Below are 19,991 nucleotides of genomic sequence, written 5' to 3'. Positions count from 1 at the left end.
GTCGTTTGTCGAACATCGCAGATCGGAGGAGGTTCGAGCGTGCCCCGCAACACCCGCCGCCGCCCGGCGCCCGCACACCCGGCGGCCGAGGAGATCGACCTGTACGACGTCCTGCACGCGCTCTCCGACCCCACCCGGATGACCATCGTGCGCGTTCTGCGGGCCGAGCCCGAACGGGCCTGCGGCACCTTCCCGGTGGACGTCGCGCCCTCCACCCTGAGCCACCACTTCAAGGTGCTGCGCGAGTCCGGCGTGATCACCCAGCGCGAGGAGGCCAACCGCCGGTTCTCCGCCCTGCGGACGGTGGACCTGGAACGGCGCTTCCCCGGGCTGCTCGACACCGTGCTGGCCGCGCTCGCCCGCAACGAGCCGGGCGGCGAGCCGGAGAGCGAGTGACCCCACGACGGGCCCGGCTCCGCAACGGCCTGGTACGGGTGGCGGCGGCCGGAGCCGGGCGCCCGGTCGCGCGGTGCCGCCGGAGTCAGGCGCCGGTCGCGCGGTGCCGCCGGTGGTACGAGACGGTGACCGCCGCCAGCAGCGGGCCCCAGGCGACCGCGGGCAGGTAGAGGAAGCCGACCAACAGGTGCCCGAGCGGGGTCATGTTCGGGTGCGGCAGCGCCCACCAGGCCAGGAAGGGTGTCCAGAGCACCGTCAGCCCGGCGGCGCCCAGCGAGGCGGCCAGGACGACGCGTCGCGGGTCGACCGGGCGCCCGCCGAGGAGCGGGATCCAGCGTGGCGGCACCGTGCCCCACGGCCGGACCAGGCCGAGGGTGCAGGGCCAGCGCCTCGGTGAGCACGCTCAGGGTGAGCGGCCAGACGGCGCCCCAGCCGGTGAAGCCCACCGCGTGGTAGCCCGCGTCGGTGTACCCGCCGTGCCGGCCCAGGACCAGCCCGAGCCGCCACAGCCCGGCCGGCAGCGCGGTGAGCGCGGCCGCGTGGGCGGCGCGGACCGCCCAGCGCGGCGGGGCGGGCACGGCGGCGGCGGGAACGGCCGAGGTGGTTGCGGTTGCGGCGATGGCGGTGGCGGTGGCGGGCCGGTGCGTCGTCATGCGCCCACGCTCCCGTCCGGGCCGCCGCCCCGGCGTCCGCCCGGCGACGGGTTCCTGCCGGACCCCTCCCCCCGGCGGGGGAGGGGCGTCTCAGCCCCGCGTCGCGGACCGGTCGCGGTGGCCGGACGTCACCGCAGCCGCGAGGAGGACAGGATCGACGCCAGGTGCGCCACCACCATCCCCCAGGTGATCACCGTGATGCCGGCGAGCGTCCACCGGGTCGCGGCCAGGTCGTGCAGCCCGGCGTCCACGGCGGCCGCCGCGACCAGCACCAGCGAGGCCTCGATGCCGTTCGTCACCCGGTGGATCTTGAAGATCGAGGCGAACCGGCGGGCCGTCGCGATGCCCTGGGAGCGCGGCTGGGTCGACTCCTCGTCCGCCGGCGGCTGCCCGCTGCGTGCCCGGGCCACGTCCACCAGGTCCGTCGAGGCCTTGAGCAGCACCACACCCAGCGCGGCCGCCAGGCCCGCCGACACCCACAGCTCCGAGCCGCCGCGCGCCGCCCGTACGCCCGCGCCGATCATCAGCGCGGCGTCCGCCAGGTAGGCACCGAGCCGGTCCACGTACACCCCGGCCATGCTGAACTGGCGCTTCCAGCGGGCCACTTCCCCGTCCACGCAGTCGAACAACAGGAACAGCTGGAACAGCACTGCCGCGAGCACCGCGCCGGTGGGGCCGGGGATCAGCAGGGCCGCGCCGCCGCCGACCCCGCACACCACCATCACCCAGGTCAGGGTGTTCGGCGAGACCGAGGTGCGCACCAGCTGCCGGGTGGTCCGCAGCGAGATCGCCCGCATGTACATCCGACCCGCCCAGTGCTCACCGTTGCGGCTCTGCAACTTGGCCTGAGGCTGGCACACCTCGCGCAGCTCGGCGAGCGCCGGAGCAGCCACCATGACGACATCCCTCCACCTGTCCCGAAACGATCACCACAGGCTACGGCCTCCGGTGGGCGCCCTGACCAGCAGGTACGGCCCGGTGGCGGGGAAAACCGGTGGGCCGCCCGACCGCTCCCGGGCTAGGCTTCGCGGGTTCACCGGAACCGGAGCACCCGGCCCCGATCGCCCCTTCCCGCAAGCCCGTTGGCGTTCCTCGACGTGACGCGGCCGGACGGAGGCGGTGCGTCCCGGCCCGGGGCCGAACGAGGAGAGTCCAGCATCATGGTGACCACGGGTACCGCCCCGCAGAGCCCCGACCTGGCCCGGCTCCTGGCCGACCACCGGCCGCAGGGCCCGATCGAGACCGCCGACCACGCCCGGGCCCGCGCCCTGGTCGACGCCCCCGACGCCTGGGACCGCGGCACCCCGCTGCACTTCACCGCCTCCGCGCTGATCGTCCACCCGCCGACCCGCCGGGTGCTGCTGCGCTGGCACGTCCGCCAGCAGGCCTGGCTGCAGGTCGGCGGCCACGGCGACCCGGGGGAGGCCCTGCCGCTGGACACCGCCCTGCGCGAGGGACTGGAGGAGACCGGCCTGACCGATCTCACCCCCTGGCCCGACGCCGCCCTCGTCCACCTCGCCGTGGTGCCCGTCCCGGCCTCACCCGTCGAGCCCGCCCACGAGCACGCCGACCTGCGCTTCCTGCTGGCCACCGGCACGCCGGACGACGCCCGGCCGGAGAGCCCGGCCTCCCCGCTGGAGTGGCTCACCGTCGAGGAGGCCAGGCAGCGGACCACCGAGGAGAACTTCCGCGAGACCCTCGACCGCGCCGCCCGCCTGCTCGGCTGACCACCCCTCCCCCCAAGGACCCCGAGGACCCTGATGCACACCGACCAGATCCTGATCTTCGACGCCGACGACACCCTCTGGGAGAACAACGTCCTCTTCGAGCGGGTCATCGACGGCTTCCTGGACTGGGTCGCGGCCCCGGCCGAGCGGGAGGCCGCCCGCACCCTGCTCGACCGGATCGAGGCGGCCAACGCCGCCGCCCTCGGCTACGGCGCCACCGTCTTCCGGCAGAGCCTCGCGGACTGCCTGCGGCAGCTGAACGACGACCGCACCCCCACCCCGGCCGAGCTGGCCCGGATCGACGAGCTGCTCGCCCCGCTCACCCGGCGCGGCGAGGTCGAGCTGATCGCGGGCGTCGCCGACACCATCACCGCCCTCGCCGACCGCCACCACCTCCTCCTGCTCACCAAGGGCGACCAGGAGGAGCAGCAGGCCAAGGTGACGGCCTCCACCATCGACCACCACTTCCGCGGCATCCACATCGTGGCCGAGAAGTCCGTGGACACCTACCGGGAGCTGACCGCCGAACTCGGCCTGGACCCTGACCGGACCTGGATGATCGGCAACTCGCCCAAGTCGGACATCGCCCCGGCCCGCCGGGCCGGCCTGCGCACCGTGTTCATCCCGCACGAGCACACCTGGGTGCTGGAGCACGCGGACCTGGGCCCGGACGAGGCGACGCTGCAGCTCGCGGCCTTCCCGGAGCTGCTGCGCCACTTCTGAGGCAGGGCGTGTCCGACGGTCCGCGCCCGGCGGGAACCGCCGGACACGCCCCCGGCCTCACAGCGCCAGCGCCGCCGTCGGGGCCTGGTTCGCACCCCGGTACAGCCAGGCCCGCTCCGAGGCCGACCACACGCTCGTGGTCAGCAGGTAGAGCCCGGCGGCCACCGGCACCAGCATCGCGAACAGCACCGAGACGAAGGACAGGTACGGCAGCAGCGCCGCCCCGGGCTGCGGAGTGGTCTGCGCCGCCGCCGCACGCCGGGCCCGGCGGTAGTTGACGTACCCGACCGCCGCCAGCCCGGCGTACAGCAGGCCGAACACCGCGAACTGCCCGGCGCCGTGCGCGTCCCCGACGCGCAGGCCCAGCGGAACCCCGAACAGGGTGTGGTCCAGCAGGTCGTTCGGGGTGGTGAACAACCGGTACATCACCGAGAAGAACGGGATCTGGACCAGCATCGGCAGGCAGCCCGCGAACGGCGAGACCTGCTCCTTCCGGTACAGCTCCGCCAGCGCCTCGCGCGCCTTCTCCGGATTGTTCCGGTGCTTCTCGTTCAGTTCGGCGACCTTCGGCGCCAGCTTCGAACGGGCCTTCTCCCCGCGCGCCGCCGCCCGCGCCAGCGGGTGCAGGCACAGGCGTACGGCGAGGACGAACAGGACGATCGCCAGCGCGGTCGGCAGCACGTGGGCGATCGCGGAGACCACGGCGTGGGCGACGGTGACGGCCGGGTCGAGAACAGACAGAACGGACATGGTGGAGCGAGCCCTCCGGGGTCTCGGGACATGAGTGATCGGCGGAGGACGGCCGCGAAGGACCCCACGGCGACGGGGCTGATGAGGCGATGGGGGCGATGAGGGGTTACGCGGCCGCCGGGGCCGCTCCCGGCGCCCTGGGGCGTCGCCTGCCCCGGGCGTCCGGATCACGCTGCGGGAGGAACGCCGTGCGGAAGGCCCGGCGCCGCAGTACTCCGCTGCGCACCGCCGCGGGGGCCCGTGCCCCCAACAGCCGCGCCCCGGCCAGGGCGCCCGCGACCGCACCGGCCACCAGGGCCACGGCCGCCACGGCGGCCACGGACGTGAGCGCGCCGCCGTCGGTCACCAGCTGTCCGGTCACCATCCGGAGCAGGCCGAGCAGGAACGCCACGACGCCCACGGCACACGCCCCTCTCGATGTCTCCAGGCTCCCGGTCGTACAGCAGGACGATCGTACGGTGCGCCGGGTTCCCTCGGCGGAGCGGCGGATGCTCGCGCGAAGCGTAGCCACCGGTGCTACGCGGGGCTACCGTGGATCCATGAAGACGATTACCCAGCGGGAGTTCCGGAACAACTCCGCCGCGGTGATGGACGCGGTGGAGGCCGGGGAGACCTTCCACATCACCAGGAACGGGGTCGAGGTCGCTGAGCTGCGGCCGGTGTCCGGACGCCGACGGCTCACGGCGGAGGAACTGGTGGCGCGGCACGTGAAGCTGCCGCGGGTGGACTACCAGGAGATGCGCAAGGAGGCCGAGGAGTACTTCGGGCCCGAGGAACTGGTGGGGGACGAGGGCGACGACCCGTTCGAGCGGCGGCGTGGCTGAGCGCCGGAGAGCCCCCCGCCGGCGGCCCGCCGGGGTGCTGGACACCTGCGTCTACATCGACCTGGCACTGCTGAACCCCGCCGACCTGCCCGCCGTGCCGGAACTGACCGCGATCACCTTCGCGGAGCTCCAACAGGGCGTCTCGATGGCCCGCGACCCGGTCAGCCGGGCGGCCCGGCTGGAGGTGCTGGGCGCGGCGATGGCCGACTTCGACCCGCTGCCCTTCGACGCGGCCGCCGCCGCCCGTTACGGGACCCTCGTCACCCTGACGATCGCCGCCGGACGCCAGCCGCGCCCCCGCCGGATCGACCTGATGATCGCCGCCGTCGCCTCCGCCCACGGGCTGCCGCTGTACACCCGCAACGTGGCGGACTTCCGGGGCCTCGGCTCGGCGGTGGAGGTCATCGGATTGTGAGCCCCCGTGACGGCCGGCCGTCAGTCCAGCCGGACCGCCGTCCCGGTGGCCGCCGAGGTGCGGGCCGCCTCCAGGACGGTGAGGGTGGCCACCGCGTCGCGCGGGTCGACCGGGGGCGGGGTGCCGGGAACGGCCAGGGCGGCGGCGATGCCGGCGTAGTAGGCGGGGTAGTCGCCCGGGTCGGTGGGCAGGGAGATCGCGGACTCGTCGGTGCCCAGGGTGCCGTAGTGCTCGGGCAGGTCGGCGCCCCACGGGTGGCTGTCGTTCGGGCGGTGGCCGGACCGCAGCTCGTCCTCCTGCGGGTCCATGCCGTGCTTGACGTACCCGGCGGTGTCGCCGAGTACCCGCAGCCGGGGGCCGGTCAGCGGGGTGATGGCGCTGGTCCACAGGTGCGAGCGGGTGCCGGAGGCGTGGGTCAGGGCGAGGAAGGCGTCGTCGTCCACCACCGCGCCGTCGCGGCGCACGTCGATCTCCGCGTACACCGTCTCGACCGGTCCGAACAGGGTGAGCGCCTGGTCGACCAGGTGGCTGCCCAGGTCGTACAGGGTGCCGCCGACCTCGGCCGGGTCGGCCAGTTCGCGCCAGCCCGGCTTGGGCTTGGGACGGAAGCGCTCGAAGCGGGACTCGAAGCGGTGCACCCGGCCGAGCGCCCCGCCGCGCACCAGCCGGCTCGCGGTGAGGAAGTCGCCGTCCCAGCGCCGGTTCTGGAACACCGAGAGCAGGGTGCCCCGCTCCTCGGCGAGCCGGCACAGCTCCAGTGCCTCGGCGGCGGTGCCGGCCAGCGGCTTGTCCACGACGGTGGCCAGGCCGGCCCGCAGAGCGGCGCGGGCCAGCGGGGCGTGGGTGCGGTTGGGCGAGGCGATGACGACCAGGTCCAGCGCGTCCGGGTCGGCGAGCAGCTGCTCGGGGCTGTCGACCGCGCGGGCACCGGGGTGCTCCTGCCGCAGCTGCTCGCGGCGCTCCGGATTGGCGGTGACCACGGCGTCCAGCCGCAGCCCCGGGGTGGTGGCGATGAGCGGGGCGTGGAAGGCGGAGCCGGCCAGGCCGTAGCCGATCAGGCCGACGCGCAGCGGGCGGTCGTGCGGGGCGCGGGGGGTCTGCGGGTTCATGGCGCCTACTCAATCACGAGGCGCCCGGTTGCTCCCGAATCCGGTCGGACGGCCGCTCCACGGTTGCTCCACGGCCGTTGCCGGGGCGTCGCCGGGTCGCCGCATCCCGCCCAGCGGGACGTTCTGTCCCCGGTCACCTGCGCGGATTAGGCTGTGCCGGGTCAGGGCCCCACGCAAGACGTTGCAACACTTCGGGAGACACGCACGTGGCAGACCGCAAGCCCATCGAGTCCTGGCTGACCGACATGGACGGTGTCCTCATCCACGAGGGCACGCCGATCCCCGGCGCGGAGGAGTTCCTGCGCAGGCTGCGGGAGTCCGGCAAGCCCTTCCTCGTCCTCACCAACAACTCCATCTACACCCCGCGCGACCTCAGCGCCCGACTGGCCGGGATGGGCCTGGAGGTGCCCGAGGAGTGCATCTGGACCTCCGCCCTGGCCACCGCCAAGTTCCTGGCGGGCCAGCGGCCGAACGGCACCGCGTACGTGATCGGCGAGGCCGGCCTCACCACCGCGCTGTACCAGGCCGGGTACGTCCTGACCGACAACAACCCGGACTACGTGGTCCTCGGCGAGACCCGCACCTACTCCTTCGAGGCGCTCACCAAGGCGATCCGCCTGATCAACCAGGGCGCCCGGTTCATCTGCACCAACCCGGACGAGACCGGCCCCTCCACCGAGGGCGTGCTGCCGGCCACCGGCTCGGTCGCTGCCCTGATCACCAAGGCCACCGGCGTCGAGCCGTACTTCGTCGGCAAGCCCAACCCGCTGATGATGCGCGAGGCGCTGAACACCGCCGGCGCCCACTCGGAGACCGCGGTGATGATCGGCGACCGGATGGACACCGACATCGTCGCGGGCATGGAGGCCGGCATGGAGACCGTCCTGGTGCTCACCGGGCTGACCTCCGCCGCGGACGTGGAGCGCTTCCCGTACCGGCCGTCCCGGGTGGTCAAGTCGATCGCGGACCTGGTCGAGCTGGTCTAGCCTCTGCGGTGCAGTCGTGAGCCCCGTCCCGGCCGAGCGCCGGGGCGGGGCTCGTCTCGTGGATGTGCCGCAGGGCGGGGAGGCAGGGCGCGGATGAGTGCGACGGGGGCAGCGGCGGGAACGGCAGGAACGGGGGCGGGGGAGACGGCGGGTCAAGCGACGAGGGAAGTGTCGAGGGAAGCGTCGAGGGAAGCGACGAGGGAAGCGGCAGGGGCCGGGGAGAAGCGGGTCACCTGGGCGGAGCTCTACTTCGACCTGGTCTTCGTGTTCGCGATCACCCAGGTCTCCGGGCTGCTGCACCACCAGCACGACCTCACCGGACTGGCCCGGGCACTGGTGGTCTTCGTGCCGGTCTACTGGTGCTGGGTCGGCACCACCGTGCAGGCCAACATCCGGGACGTGGACAACCTGCGCGACCGCCTCGGCATCCTGCTGGTCGGGCTGACCGGCCTGTTCATGGCGCTCGCGATCCCCGGCGCGTACGGCCGCCGGGGCGTGCTGCTCGGCGCCGCGTACTGGCTGGCCCGGGTGGTGCTGGTGCTCCTGCTGGTGCGCGTCCCGGGCGTCTGGCGCGGTCCGTACGGGACCGGGGTGCTGGTCAGCGGGCCGCTGCTGCTGGTCGGCGGGCTGCTGCCGGGCGGCCCGCGGCTGGCGCTGTGGGCGTTGGCCGCGCTCTGCGACCTGTCCGCGCCGTTGGTGTTCCGGCGGCGGCTAGCGGACGTGGCCTACCACCCGTCGCACATGCCCGAGCGGTTCGCGCTGTTCCTGCTGGTGGCGATCGGGGAGTCGATCGTCGGGATCGGCGGCTCGGCCGCCGCGGCCCGGCTGGACGTGGCCGAACTGGTCGCCGTGGCAGCCGCCTTCACCATCTCGGCCGGCCTGTGGTGGCAGTACTTCGTGTTCGCGGCGGACGCCATGCGGCACGCCGTGGAGGTCGCCGACTCGCGGCGGGACGTGGTCCGGCGGATCTTCCAGTACGGGCACCTGGCGCTCGCCGCCGGGGTGATCGGGGTGGCGGTCGGCTTCGAGGAGACGGTTGCGGACCCGTGGCGGGCGCTCGGCACCGGATCGGTGGCGCTGCTGTACGGCGGGTGCGGGCTGTACCTGCTGACCTTCGGGTACACCCGCTGGATGATGTTCCGGCGGGTGTCCACGACCCGGATCGCCGCGGCGGTGGTGGTGCTGGGGCTGCTGCCCGCGATGGTGCGGCTGCCGGCGCTGGTGGTGCTGGGGGTGCTGGCGGTGCTGCTGGTGGTGCTCAACGGGGTGGAGTACCTGCGGGTGGCGCGGGCGGCGGGCGCCCCTGCCCCTGCCCCCGCGCCTGTCCCTGCGCCTGCTTCCGGCCCTGCGTCTTCCCCTGTTCCCGGTCCGGTCCCGTCGGGGCCTGCTGCGGATCCCTCGTCGGCTCCCGTGGAGTGAGTTGTCGGTGGGGCTGTGTAGCGTTCGGGGTGTAAGAGGGCGGGCGGCGCAGCAGCCGCGGTGTGGGAGGTAGATGTCGTGACGGACACGGTCGAGGCGGGCGTGGTCGAGGCCGGCGCGGGCGGCGGGCTGGAGCTGCCCGAGTCCTGGCGCGAGGTGCTGGGCGCCGAGACGGAGAAGCCGTACTTCGCGGAGCTGGCGGCCTTCGTGGCGGCCGAGCGCGCGCAGCACGAGGTGTTCCCGCCGAGCGGTCAGGAGTTCGCGGCGCTGGAGGCCACTCCGTACGAGAAGGTCCGGGTGCTCGTCCTCGGGCAGGACCCGTACCACGACAACGGCCAGGCCCACGGCATGAGCTTCTCGGTGCTGCCCGGGACGAAGACGCCGCCCTCGCTGCGCAACATCTTCAAGGAGCTGGACGCCGACCTGGGCGTCCCCGCCCCCGACAACGGCTACCTGATGCACTGGGCCGAGCAGGGCGTGCTGCTGCTCAACGCGGTGCTCACGGTCCGCGCCCACGAGGCCAACTCGCACAAGGCGAAGGGCTGGGAGAAGTTCACCGACGCGGTGATCAAGGCGGTGAGCGCGCGCGAGGAGCCGGTGGTCTTCGTGCTGTGGGGCAACTACGCCAAGAAGAAGCTGCCGCTGATCGACACCGAGAAGCACGTGGTCGTGCAGGGCGCGCACCCGTCGCCGCTGTCCGCCAAGCTGTTCTTCGGCAGCCGTCCGTTCTCGCGGATCAACACGGCGCTGGACGACTTCGGCGGCGAGCCGATCGACTGGCGGGTGCCGGACCTGAAGCAGGGCTGACGCCGGGCCGGTGCCGGGCCGGTGCCGGGCCTGGGGTGCCGGACCGCGGGGTGCCGGTCCGTGGGTGAGCCGGGCCGGGTTCGGTCTCGGGTGGCCGTGGCTGAGCGGGGTCGGATTCCCGTTCACCCACGGCCACTTGTCGTTCACCGATGGCTGCCGCCGGGCGGGGGCGGGTGTGCTTAGCTGGTGCGGACCGGTCGCCGGACCGGTCCTGGGGCGGGGGCCGGCTTCGGGCTTCGGAGGGGCGGTACGTGCGCGGGGTGGGGCGGGCAGGGACGTTTCGGAGCGCCAGGGCTTTCCGAGGGGCCGCGCTGATCGCTGCGGCGGTGGTGCTGCTGGTGTCCGGCTGCAGCGACTCGGACGGTTCGCACGGTGCCGGTTCGAGTGGCGCCGGCGGGACGAGCGGTTCCGGTTCGAGCGGTGACGGGACGAGTGCCGGCAGCCCCGCGGGTAGCCCGCCGGTCGGGCCGGTGGTCCTCGACCAGCTGCCCGGACAGGCCTTCTACGTCTCCGACCGGACCAATGCCGCCCAACAGGTCGGCGTGCTGCGCAGCCAGGGCCGGTCGGCCGAGGCGGACACCCTGTTGCGGATCGCCGCCCAGCCGTCCTCCCAGTGGCTCGGCGAGCAGGGCGCCCGGGAGATCGCCGACCAGGTGAGCCGACGGGCCACCGAGGCGGGCCGGACGGCCGTCTTCGTCGCGTACGACATCCCGCACCGGGACTGCGGCCAGTACTCGGCAGGCGGCGCCCCGGACGCCGCCTCCTACCGTTCCTGGATCAGCGGCGTCGCCCAGTCGCTCGGCGACCGCAAGGCCTGGGTGGTGTTGGAGCCGGACGCCGTCGCCCACACCCTGGACAGCTGCGGGGTCAAGGGCGACCTGGCCGCCGAGCGGTACGGCCTGCTGGCCTTCGCCGTCCAGGAGTTGAAGAGGCGCCCGAACGTCCGGGTCTACCTGGACGCGGGCAACCCCGGCTGGGCACAGGACCCGGACGACCTGGCCGCCGCGCTGCGCAAGGCGGGCATCGCCGCGGCCGACGGCTTCGCGGTGAACGTCGCCAACTTCTACCCGACCGACCGGAACGTCGAGTACGGCAACCGGCTCTCGGCCGCCCTGGGCGAGAAGCACTTCGTCATCGACACCAGCCGCAGCGGCAACGGCTCGGCGGGCGCCGACTCCTGGTGCAACCCGCCGGGCCGGGCGCTCGGTGAGGCGCCGACCACCGAGACCGGGCGGCCCGGGGTCGACGCCTACCTGTGGATCAAGAACCCCGGGGAGTCGGACGGCCAGTGCGGCCGCGGCGAGCCCCCCGCGGGCCAGTTCTGGCTGCCGTACGCGCTCGGGCTGGTGCAGGCGGCGGCGCACTGAGCGGTCGTGTGCTCAGCGGAGGTGCGCCGAGCGGTCGCGTGCTCACCGGGTGACCTGGACCCAGCGGGCGACCGACGGGGTGCCGGCGGCGTCCGTCAGGAACAGCATGTACCAGCCGGGCGGCAGCAGGTTCGGGTTGGCCGGGAGGGTGAGCGAGACTCCGTCGGCGGTGCGCCCGGTGAGGTCCAGGGCGACCGAGCGCTGCTCGACGTCGGTCACATGGGTCACCGAACTCGGCCGGATCAGCTTGGCGGTGGTCACCGTGTCCGGCCGGGCGGTGCCGATCCGCAGGGTGGTGCCCGGCTTCGCCGACTGCGGCGCGGCGGTCACCTCCGGGCGGTCGCCGTGGTACAGGTACGGCGGGGTGTAGATCTCGATGCGCTGCTCGAATCCGCCGGGCTGGGTCTCGGCCCTGTCGGCGAACAGCGGGTTGGAGCCGAGCACGGCGACCCGGCCGTCCGGCAGCAGCAGTGCCTCGGAGTGGTAGTCGCGGCCGACGGTGGGCTCGGCGGCGGTGGTGAAGGTGTTGGAATCAGGGTGGTACACCTGCGCCTTGAGCAGGTCGCTCGCGCCCCGGCCGCGGTAGCCGCTGGAGCCGCCGGTGGTGAACACGGTGTCGTCCGGCAGGATCACGCTGTTGAGGTAGCGGGTGCCGCCGGCCGGCAGGTCCGGGCCAGGGGTGAAGGCGGGTTGGGGGGCGGACAGGTCGACGATGTCGGTGCGGGCCGTGGAGAGCGGGGACTCGCCCACCCCGCCGCCGCCGAGCACCATGACCTTCTGCGCCTGCGCGGGCGGCAGCAGCACCGAGGAGGAGGTCTCGGTCAGGCCCGGGTCGCGTAGACCGGGGACGGGTTGGAAGGAGTTGTTCGACAGGTCCCAGACGCCGGGCTCGCGCCCCTTGTCGGCGGGGCCGTAGCCCGCGTTGGAACCGGAGTAGAAGAGCTTGCCGGCGGCTGTCAGGAAGATCGACGGGTAGGTCGGGAAGTAGCGGTCGGGGGCCTTGGCCCAGGTCTTCGTCTTCGGGTCGTAGACCTCGTTCTCGTTGCCGTCGAGGATCTGACCGGTGTCGTCCAGCCCGGAGACGGTGACCACCCGGCCGTCGCCCAGCCCGGTCAGGGTCGGGTACCAGCGGGCGTGCGCCATGTCGGTGACCTGCTCGTAGAGCTCGGTGTCCGGGTTGAACTCGAAGGCGGCGCGGATGCCCTGATAGTCCTGCTTGTCCAGAGTCAGCTTCGCGCTCTGCCCGTACAGGTTGTGGGCGTCGGCGCCGGTCAGGCCCTTGATCCGGTACTGCGCAGGTGAGTTGGTCACGTATTCCGGGCCCTCGCCGAGCGCCTCGACGAACACGTGCTGCTCACCGGCGGTGACCACGGTCTGCTTCCCGGAGCCGGTCTTGGTCGCGGCGGGCACGGTCACCTCGACGGTGCTGGCGTATTCGCGGCCGTTGGGGGCGACGAAGACGGTGCCCTTGGGGAAGGTGCGGGCGCGATCCGGGCTCTCGTTGCGCACCCGCATCACTCCGGCCGCCTTCTTCACCGCGCCGTCCAGCTTCTCGTAGCGCTGGGTGCCGCCGGCCACCAGTACCCGGCCGTCCGGGAGGGAGGTGTGGCCGCCGCAGAACATGTCGGCGGGGGTGGGTATCAGCTTGTAGGTGTTCTTCGCAGGGTCCCAGAGCAGGCTCTTGAAGGTGCCCGCGCCGAACTGCTTCTCGTCGTTGCCGGAACCGGCGACGATCAGCACCTTGCCGGTGCGCAGCAGGGTCGCGTGGACGGCGTTGACCCGGAACTCGGCGGGCAGCGCCAGGGTCTGCCAGTGGCCGTACCGCGCCTTGTACTCGGGGCGGTTGATCACGTACCGGTGGTACTGGGAGCTGGCGAAGCCGAGCACGGCCGGGGCGTTCATCCCGGCGACGGTCAGCGCGACGGTGCTGCCGAGGGCGAGGCGCTTGGCGCGGCCGACTTTGTGGATCTTCACGGTGGTGCTCCCCTCGGGAGACGGGCGGGAGTGGCTCAGTGGGTGGGCGTGCCGCTCCCGGCGTGGTCGGGCGGGGCGGGCGTCAGGCGGAGCTGGAGGGTGGGGCTGTCGAGGGTGCGGCTGTCGAGTGTGGGGCCGTCGAGCGTGCGGTTGTTGAGGGTGCGGCTGTCGAGGGTGCGGCTGTCGAGTGCGGGGGTGCCGGACGCTGGGGCATCGGGCGCTGCGCAGTCGGGCGCTGTTCTGCCGGGCGCTGCTCTGTCGGGCACCGGGGTGCCGCTGTGCGTCGTGGAGCCGCTGATGGTGGTCGGTGCGGGGCGGGCATGGCGCGGGCGGCGCTTCTCCAGCACGACGCTCGGGGTGGCCGACGGGCCGCCGGTCACGGTGAGGGTGGCGGTGGGCCGGGTGCGGAGGCGGCGGACGGCGTCGCCGGCCGAGATCAGCAGTGGCAGCACGGTCAGGGCCAGGGCGATGCAGGCCCAGGCGCGCATCGCGACGTGGTCGTAGCCGGTGTGGAAGGACGCGGCGACGGCGCCGCCGAACACCAGCGCCCAGAACAGGTGGTAGCGGAAGGTGCCGATCCGGTCGGTGCTGGCGGAGCGGCCCTTGGGTGTCACCACGAAGCGGTTGCGGCGGCGGACCAGCGCCTGCAGCAGCGAGGCCGCGTAGACCGGGCCGCAGACCGCCGACATCACCATGCCCGCGATCCCGGAGGAGCCGGCCGGCTCGTGCGGGCTCACGTTGTGCTTGCGGTTCCAGGTGTAGAGCAGGAGTTGGAGCGCGGCGGCGTCGCTGTAGAGCATCATCCAGATCTCCGAGGAGACGTGGACGCCGGAGGCGCCGAAGCCCAGGTAGAGCACGCTGGACAGGCCGCCGAGCAGCCAGGTGAGCGCCGCCATCGGGTAGAAGCCCACCATCAGCGAGTAGTTGAGCATCCGGCCGGGCGACAGCCGTCGGAGCACCCGCCAGTACTGGGTGAACAGGGTCTCGTAGGTGCCGCGGCTCCAGCGCAGTTGCTGGGAGAAGAAGTCGGTCCAGGAGGACGGGCCCTCGCCCACCGCGAGCACGTCCGGGGTGTACACGGACTTCCAGCGCTCTCCGGTCTCCGGGTTCCGGCTCCGGTGGAACTCCAGACCGGTGGCCATGTCCTCGGTGATGGAGTCGTACAACCCGCCGATCGACTGGAGCGCGCGGATTCTGACGGCGTTGTTGGTCCCGACGAACATCGGTGCGCCGTAACGGTTTCCGGCGCGTTGGATGAGGGCGTGGAAGAGGTACTGCTGGCTCTCGGAGAATTTGGTGACGGCCGAACCGGAGCTGCGGTAGTTCCCGTACACCTGGGGGCCGACCACGAATGCCACGTCCGGATCGCGGAAGTAGCCGAGCATGCGCTCGCAGAAGTCGGGCAGCGGGGCGTGGTCGGTGTCGACGGACACCCAGAAGTCGTAGTCGTCGCCGTGGGCCTGGAGCCAGGCGTTGTAGTTGCCGTGCTTGGTCCCGGCGCGGAACCGCCCCTTCGGCTGGTTCCAGTGCGGGCGGCCGGAGCGGCTGAAGTGGCGGGCTCCCAGCTCGGTGCACAGGGCCCGCATTGCAGGATCGTTTCCCTCGTCCAACAGCCAAACGTCGTACGGTCCTTCGTGCCGGACCGCACGGGCCGCCACCAGCGTGGCCCGGACCATCTCCGGTGGCTCCTTGCCCGGCACGCAGGTGGTGAGGAACGCGACCCGGGTGCCGGGCTCCGGCGTCACCGGTATGGGGTCGCGGGCCACCAGGGTGGCGTGGGTGTTGGAGACGACGTTGACCAGCCGGAACACCTCGACCACCGCGATGATCCCGATCATCACCTTGTCGCCGAGCAGCACCAGGACGTTCGTCTCGTCGGGGCGCTCCGGCCAGTGCTCCGGCAGGAGCAGCCAGACCAGCAGGACCACCTCCACCAGCGGGGCGGCCACCAGCAGAAGGGCGGCCCGGATCCGGTGCGGTTCGTGGCGCAGCAGGCTGCGGTACTGGACGCGGTACGGCGTGGCCGGTTCCGCGCCTGTGGCCGTGCCCGTTCCGGTTCCCGTGCCCGTTCCTGCGCCCGTGCCCGTGCCCGTTCCTGCGGACTTCCGGACGCTGCCCGGCCCCGGCCGATCGACGTAGACACCGCCGCCGAGGTCCCGGTCCTCGTCCGGATCGACCGCCGGACCGGCCAGGCGGCTGAAGTGGCCGTAGTCGTAAGGGGCTTCGGGCACCGGCTCGTCGCGCAGCACGGCCTCGTGGCCCTGACCCTGGTGGGCCGGTGCGGCGTCCCTACGGCGCGAGGACGGCTTGGTCATGACGTGCTCCCCCCGGAGTATTGCGAGGTGCTGTGCTCGGCGTTGACCGCCTCGCCCCGGAGCCGCACCGGGCGGCCGCGAACCCCACCCGGACACGACGCGACCCCAGCACAACCGGCCGGACAGAGCGCGGTCCGGACAGAACGCGGCCCGGTGAACTGCGGACCGTCCCACAGTTTCCGGGCTGTCCGACACGCACTCCGGTGCGCGGATTCCAATGAGCGGAGCCCGGCACGTGGAGTGTGTGCGACCGGTTCAGTTGTGGGCCTGCGCGGCGGCTTCGAATGCGGGATCCCGGTGCGCTGTCCAGCTTCCCCTCCGGACGCGGTGGGACCCTTGGCTTGCTCAACTCTCCTGGAGCCTAACCCCGATGGCAACAGATCGGCGCAACGATCGCCGCCCAAGCGTGAAGATGGCTCGGTTCCCGGCCACTCTGGCTCGTGATGGTGCTAATGCGGCGGAATTCCGGAAACCGGGTGGCGCACGGTCAGAGCGGCGGCAGGAGGGGGGCTTCCGTGGCCGCCCGCACCGCGGCGGGGCTGACGCCCGGGGCCGTCTCAACGAGGCGCAGCCCCTCCGGGGTCACGTCGACGACGGCCAGGTCGGTGACGATCCGGTCCACGACCCGCCTGCCGGTGGCGGGGAGCGAGAGCTCCCGGACGATCTTCGGCGAGCCGTCCCGGGCGGTGTGCTCCATGACCACGATCAGCCGCCGGGCGCCATGCACCAGGTCCATCGCGCCGCCCATGCCCTTGACCATCCGGCCGGGGATCATCCAGTTCGCGAGGTCCCCGCTGGCGGACACCTGCATCGCACCGAGCACCGAGACGTCGATCCGCCCGGACCGGACCATGCCGAAGGAGAAGGCGGAGTCGAAGTAGGACGCCCCGGGCGCGACCGTCACCGTTTCCTTGCCCGCATTGATCAGGTCGGGGTGCTCGGTGCCCTCCACCGGGTACGGGCCCACGCCGAGGATGCCGTTCTCCGAGTGCAGCACCACCTGGACGCCCGGCGGGAGGTGGTTGGGGATCATGGTGGGCAGGCCGATTCCCAGGTTCACATACTGCCCGTCGTGCAACTCCCGGGCGGCGCGGGCGGCCAGAGCGTTGCGGGGGTCGAGCGGGGTGAGGGTGCTCGGGTGGCTGGAGGTGCTCGTGCGGGCGGGAGCGGGTGTACGGGTATGGGTGGGGGTGCTCGCGAGGGTGGTGTCGCTGGGGACGGGCATCGGTTCAGACCTCCTGGAGGGCGGGGCGGACGGTCCGGCGCTCGATGCGGCGGTCCTCGGGGTCGGCGGCCACGACCCGGTCGACGTACACCCCGGGCAGGTGCACCGCGTCCGGGGCAAGCTCACCCGGTTCGACGATCCGGTCCGCCTCGACCAGGGTGATCCGGCCCGCCGCGGCGCAGAGCGGGTTGAAGTTCCGGGCGGCCGCGTGGAACACGCAGTTGCCGTGCCGGTCCGCCAGCTCCGCCCTGACCAGTGCGAAGTCAGCCGTGATCGCCTCCTCCAGCAGGTACCGGCGGCCGCCGAATTCCCTCACCTCCTTGGGCGGTGAGGCCAGCGCCACCGAGCCGTCCGCCGCGTATCGCCAGGGCAGCCCGCCCTCCTCGACCTGGGTGCCGACTCCTGCCGGGGTGAAGAACGCCGGGATGCCGGCGCCGCCGGCCCGCAGCCGCTCGGCCAGCGTGCCCTGCGGGGTCAGCTCCACCTCCAGCTCTCCGGCGAGGTACTGCCGGGCGAACTCCTTGTTCTCGCCGACGTACGAGGAGGTCATGCGGGCGATCCGGCCCGCCCGGAGCAACAGGCCGAGCCCCCAGTCGTCCACCCCGCAGTTGTTGGACACCACGCGCAGGCCGGTGGTGCCGGCGGTCACCAGGGCGTCGATCAGGGTGCTCGGAATGCCGCAGAGACCGAATCCGCCGACGGTCAGCACCGCGCCGTCGGGGATGTCGCCGACTGCGGCGGCGGGGGAGTCGAAGACCTTGTCCAAGGGATCACCTCATGAGGGCGGGGGAGGGAAGGCGTGGAGTGGGGTGGTGTGGAGTGCGGTGGCGTGGCGTCGGTAACTGCGGCCGGGCGAAGCGGCCAGGCGGCCAGAAGCCTGACCCGCCCGTCGCCGCGCCGCTTCCACCGTCGCCGGACGCGTGGCACCGCAGCCATGGCGGCCACCGCCATGGACGGGCGCGAACCCATGTCGGCTGGCCACATCCGGACGCCCGGAGCGCGGCGTCGGGCGGGCGGTATGTCGACCGGAGCCACATCACAGCGGGTTGCTATGTCGGCCGGGCACATGTCGCCGGTCCCACCGCACACCTACGGTTCCGGCATCCACCCCGCCGCATCCTCAGGAGTCGGTCACATGCGCAGCACCACAGTCCCCACCAGGACCGCCTCCGGCGCCCGCCCGCGCGAGGCCCCGACCGGCAGCCCGGCCCGGAAGCTCGCCGCAGTGGCCGCGTGCGTCCTGCTCGCCGCCGGCTGCGCCAAGGCCGGCACCGCCGGGACCGCCTCGGCGGGCGGTGGTGGTGCGAAGGCCCCGGTCAAGGTCGGCCTGGTGTACTCCAAGACCGGTCCGCTCGCCGCCTACGGCAAGCAGTACCTGGACGGCTTCAAGGCCGGTCTCGACTATGCGACCAAGGGCACCGGCGAGGTCGACGGGCACAAGATCGAGTTCGAGGAGCAGGACGACGCGGGTGATCCGGCGAAGGCGGTGTCCGCCGCCAAGGACCTGATCGGCAAGGGCTACAAGGTCCTGGCCGGCTCCACCGCCTCCGGTGTCGCCCTCCAGGTCGGCCCGATCGCTTCCCAGAACAAGGTGCTCTTCATCAGCGGCCCCGCCGCCGCCGACAAGGTCACCGGCTTGAACAAGTACACCTTCCGCTCCGGTCGCCAGTCCTATCAGGACATTCGGACGGCGGCTTCGTTCATCGGTGACGCCAAGGGCAGGAAGGTCACCGTGCTCGCCCAGGACAACGCCTTCGGACAGGCCAACGTGGCTGCCGTGAAGACCGTGCTCGGAGCCCAGGGCGCGACGGTGGAGCAGGTGCTCGCCCCGCCGAGCGCCACTGACCTCACCCCCTTCGCGACCCAGGCCAAGACCGCCAAGCCCGACCTGTTGTTCGTCGCCTGGGCGGGCGACTCCGCGTCGGCCCTGTGGACGGCGCTCAACCAGCAGGACGTCTTCACCGGCACCAAGGTCGTCACCGGCCTGGACCTGGCCGCCTCCTACCCGCTGTTCGGCCCGGCCGGCGAGAAGATCTCCTTCCTGAACCACTACTTCGACGGCGCCGCCGGCACCCCGGTGGAGAAGGCCATGACTGAGGCCGTCACCGCCGGGGGCGGCAAGCCCGACATCTTCACCCCGGACGGTTTCACCGCCGCCCAGATGATTGTGCACGCCGTCGAGGCCAACCACGGCTCCGCCGACGACACTTCGGCCCTGGTCAAGGCGCTGGAGGGGTGGAGCTTCGACGGGGTCAAGGGCCGGACCGCGGTCCGCGCCGAGGACCACGCCCTCCTCCAGCCGATGTTCCAGGTCCGGCTGACCGGAACCGGGGCCACCGCCAAGCCCTCGGTGGAGAAGACCCTGACCGCCGACGAGGTGGCGCCCCCGGTCGTCCCGATGGCGGGCTGATCCCGATGCCCGCTCCCGCCGCCTCCACTCCTCCGGCCTCCACTCCTCCGCCCTCCGCCCGACGCTCCTCCGTGTCGCGTTCCTCCTCTCCGCGTCTCACTTCTTGTCCTCCCTCTACTCCGGTGCTGCGGCTGGACGGCCTCGGCTGGTCCGTCCGCGGCGTGCCGATCGTCGAGGACGTCTCCTTCGCGATCGGCGAAGGCGAGTTCATCGCCTTCATCGGGCCCAACGGAGCCGGCAAGACCTCCCTCTTCAACCTGATCTCCGGCATCTGTCCGGCGACCTGGGGCAGTCTCCACCTCGACGGCACGGACATCACCACCGAGGCCGTGCACGCCCGGGCTCGCCGCGGGCTCGGTCGCACCTTCCAGACCTCCTCCCTCTGGCCGGGGATGACCGTCGCCGACCACGTCCGACTAGCCGCCCAGGCGGCAGCCGGACCACGAGCCTCCTACCGCCTCTGGCGCCGCGCCGACCGCTTCTCGGAACAGGTGGCCGACACCCTGCATCGCACCGAACTCGCCCATCGCGCGGGCACCCTGGCCGGAGCGCTCTCCCACGGCGAGAAGCGCAAGCTGGAACTCGCCGTCCTGCTCGTCTCCGATCCGAGGCTGATCCTGCTGGACGAACCGATGGCCGGCGTCAGCGCGGAGGAGGTGCCGGCCCTCACCGAACTGATCCGTTCCGTGCACCGAGATTTCGGCCGGACGGTCCTGATGGTCGAGCACCACATGGACGTCCTGCTCGGCCTGGCCGACCGCCTGGCGGTGATGCACCACGGCACCCTGCTCGCCCTGGACACCCCCGAAGCCGTGATGGCCGATCCGACAGTGCAACAGGCCTACCTGGGTGAGGCGTTGTGACCTCCTCTCCGACTTCTTCGCCGCATCC

The 19,991-nt window shown here is 72.7% G+C and carries 20 protein-coding genes; 11 read left to right on the top strand and 9 right to left on the bottom strand.

The genetic code is table 11. The annotated features are described in order from the left end of the window. The first annotated feature begins 39 nt into the window (after nucleotides 1–39). A complete protein-coding gene (locus tag ACFV1W_RS21970) occupies nucleotides 40–396 on the top strand; it encodes an ArsR/SmtB family transcription factor (RefSeq protein ID WP_380418884.1) in 357 nt (118 codons plus the stop codon). A gap of 85 nt (nucleotides 397–481) precedes the next feature. On the opposite strand, the gene ACFV1W_RS21965 is transcribed toward ACFV1W_RS21970, so the two are convergent. Beyond that, on the bottom strand, nucleotides 482–742 hold the full coding sequence (locus ACFV1W_RS21965; RefSeq protein WP_380418883.1) for a hypothetical protein: 261 nt from the start codon (nucleotides 740–742) through the stop codon (nucleotides 482–484). 435 nt (nucleotides 743–1,177) lie between these two features. Then, nucleotides 1,178–1,945 (bottom strand): CDP-alcohol phosphatidyltransferase family protein, encoded by a 768-nt coding sequence (locus ACFV1W_RS21960; protein WP_380418882.1) that lies wholly within the window; start codon nucleotides 1,943–1,945, stop codon nucleotides 1,178–1,180. Between the two features lie 264 nt (nucleotides 1,946–2,209). On the opposite strand from ACFV1W_RS21960, the gene ACFV1W_RS21955 reads away from it, so the two are divergent. Both ACFV1W_RS21955 and ACFV1W_RS21950 read left to right on the top strand, forming a co-directional pair. Next, nucleotides 2,210–2,776 carry an NUDIX hydrolase gene (locus tag ACFV1W_RS21955; RefSeq protein ID WP_380418881.1) on the top strand — a complete coding sequence of 189 codons (567 nt, stop codon included), beginning with the start codon at nucleotides 2,210–2,212 and terminating at the stop codon, nucleotides 2,774–2,776. A 33-nt stretch (nucleotides 2,777–2,809) separates the two neighbouring features. Further along, nucleotides 2,810–3,499, top strand: a complete 690-nt coding sequence (locus ACFV1W_RS21950; RefSeq protein ID WP_380418880.1) for an HAD family hydrolase — start codon at nucleotides 2,810–2,812, stop codon at nucleotides 3,497–3,499. 57 nt (nucleotides 3,500–3,556) lie between these two features. Here ACFV1W_RS21950 and ACFV1W_RS21945 read toward each other — a convergent pair whose 3' ends face one another. Both ACFV1W_RS21945 and ACFV1W_RS21940 read right to left on the bottom strand, forming a co-directional pair. Further along, nucleotides 3,557–4,249: a YidC/Oxa1 family membrane protein insertase gene (locus ACFV1W_RS21945; protein WP_380418879.1), complete on the bottom strand. Its 693-nt coding sequence runs from the start codon at nucleotides 4,247–4,249 to the stop codon at nucleotides 3,557–3,559. Nucleotides 4,250–4,355: 106 nt separating this feature from the next. Then, a complete protein-coding gene (locus ACFV1W_RS21940) occupies nucleotides 4,356–4,649 on the bottom strand; it encodes a DUF6412 domain-containing protein (protein ID WP_380418878.1) in 294 nt (97 codons plus the stop codon). A 139-nt stretch (nucleotides 4,650–4,788) separates the two neighbouring features. Between ACFV1W_RS21940 and ACFV1W_RS21935 the strand changes: the two genes are divergently transcribed. Next, nucleotides 4,789–5,073, top strand: coding sequence for a type II toxin-antitoxin system Phd/YefM family antitoxin (locus tag ACFV1W_RS21935; RefSeq protein WP_030290733.1), 285 nt, complete (start codon nucleotides 4,789–4,791; stop codon nucleotides 5,071–5,073). Further along, nucleotides 5,066–5,488: a type II toxin-antitoxin system VapC family toxin gene (locus ACFV1W_RS21930; RefSeq protein WP_033355086.1), complete on the top strand. Its 423-nt coding sequence runs from the start codon at nucleotides 5,066–5,068 to the stop codon at nucleotides 5,486–5,488. Before ACFV1W_RS21935 ends, ACFV1W_RS21930 begins: the two co-directional genes overlap by 8 nt. A 20-nt stretch (nucleotides 5,489–5,508) precedes the next feature. Here ACFV1W_RS21930 and ACFV1W_RS21925 read toward each other — a convergent pair whose 3' ends face one another. Then, nucleotides 5,509–6,597: a Gfo/Idh/MocA family oxidoreductase gene (locus ACFV1W_RS21925; RefSeq protein ID WP_380418877.1), complete on the bottom strand. Its 1,089-nt coding sequence runs from the start codon at nucleotides 6,595–6,597 to the stop codon at nucleotides 5,509–5,511. Nucleotides 6,598–6,803: 206 nt separating this feature from the next. Between ACFV1W_RS21925 and ACFV1W_RS21920 the strand changes: the two genes are divergently transcribed. The 4 genes from ACFV1W_RS21920 (at nucleotide 6,804) to ACFV1W_RS21905 (ending at nucleotide 11,176) form a co-directional block, all read left to right on the top strand. Continuing rightward, entirely contained in the window at nucleotides 6,804–7,583 is a 780-nt protein-coding gene (locus ACFV1W_RS21920) for an HAD-IIA family hydrolase (RefSeq protein WP_380418876.1), read from the top strand. Nucleotides 7,584–7,751: 168 nt separating this feature from the next. Next, nucleotides 7,752–9,002 carry a low temperature requirement protein A gene (locus tag ACFV1W_RS21915; RefSeq protein ID WP_380418875.1) on the top strand — a complete coding sequence of 417 codons (1,251 nt, stop codon included), beginning with the start codon at nucleotides 7,752–7,754 and terminating at the stop codon, nucleotides 9,000–9,002. A 129-nt stretch (nucleotides 9,003–9,131) separates the two neighbouring features. Beyond that, nucleotides 9,132–9,809, top strand: coding sequence for a uracil-DNA glycosylase (locus tag ACFV1W_RS21910; RefSeq protein ID WP_380418900.1), 678 nt, complete (start codon nucleotides 9,132–9,134; stop codon nucleotides 9,807–9,809). A 470-nt stretch (nucleotides 9,810–10,279) separates the two neighbouring features. Next, a complete protein-coding gene (locus ACFV1W_RS21905; protein WP_380418874.1) occupies nucleotides 10,280–11,176 on the top strand; it encodes a glycoside hydrolase family 6 protein in 897 nt (298 codons plus the stop codon). Between the two features lie 42 nt (nucleotides 11,177–11,218). On the opposite strand, the gene ACFV1W_RS21900 is transcribed toward ACFV1W_RS21905, so the two are convergent. From ACFV1W_RS21900 to ACFV1W_RS21885, 4 genes are all read right to left on the bottom strand, one after another. Beyond that, entirely contained in the window at nucleotides 11,219–13,078 is a 1,860-nt protein-coding gene (locus tag ACFV1W_RS21900; RefSeq protein WP_380418899.1) for a galactose oxidase-like domain-containing protein, read from the bottom strand. A gap of 107 nt (nucleotides 13,079–13,185) precedes the next feature. Beyond that, nucleotides 13,186–15,465: a glycosyltransferase family 2 protein gene (locus tag ACFV1W_RS21895; RefSeq protein ID WP_380418873.1), complete on the bottom strand. Its 2,280-nt coding sequence runs from the start codon at nucleotides 15,463–15,465 to the stop codon at nucleotides 13,186–13,188. 487 nt (nucleotides 15,466–15,952) lie between these two features. Next, nucleotides 15,953–16,690: a 3-oxoacid CoA-transferase subunit B gene (locus tag ACFV1W_RS21890; RefSeq protein WP_380418872.1), complete on the bottom strand. Its 738-nt coding sequence runs from the start codon at nucleotides 16,688–16,690 to the stop codon at nucleotides 15,953–15,955. Nucleotides 16,691–16,694: 4 nt separating this feature from the next. After that, the gene (locus tag ACFV1W_RS21885; RefSeq protein ID WP_380418871.1) at nucleotides 16,695–17,456 is read right to left on the bottom strand and encodes a CoA transferase subunit A; all 762 of its coding nucleotides are present in this window, start codon (nucleotides 17,454–17,456) and stop codon (nucleotides 16,695–16,697) included. A 369-nt stretch (nucleotides 17,457–17,825) separates the two neighbouring features. Here ACFV1W_RS21885 and ACFV1W_RS21880 point away from each other — a divergent pair, with 369 nt between their 5' ends. Both ACFV1W_RS21880 and ACFV1W_RS21875 read left to right on the top strand, forming a co-directional pair. Beyond that, the gene (locus ACFV1W_RS21880; RefSeq protein ID WP_380418870.1) at nucleotides 17,826–19,100 is read left to right on the top strand and encodes a substrate-binding domain-containing protein; all 1,275 of its coding nucleotides are present in this window, start codon (nucleotides 17,826–17,828) and stop codon (nucleotides 19,098–19,100) included. A 122-nt stretch (nucleotides 19,101–19,222) separates the two neighbouring features. Continuing rightward, nucleotides 19,223–19,963, top strand: coding sequence for an ABC transporter ATP-binding protein (locus ACFV1W_RS21875; protein WP_380418869.1), 741 nt, complete (start codon nucleotides 19,223–19,225; stop codon nucleotides 19,961–19,963). The last annotated feature ends 28 nt before the right edge of the window (nucleotides 19,964–19,991 follow it).

The sequence above is a fragment of the Kitasatospora sp. NPDC059648 genome (assembly GCF_042734825.1).
Lineage (GTDB): Bacteria > Actinomycetota > Actinomycetes > Streptomycetales > Streptomycetaceae > Kitasatospora.
Note: the sequence above shows the minus strand (reverse complement) of the source record. Positions and strands in the feature narration are given on the sequence as shown.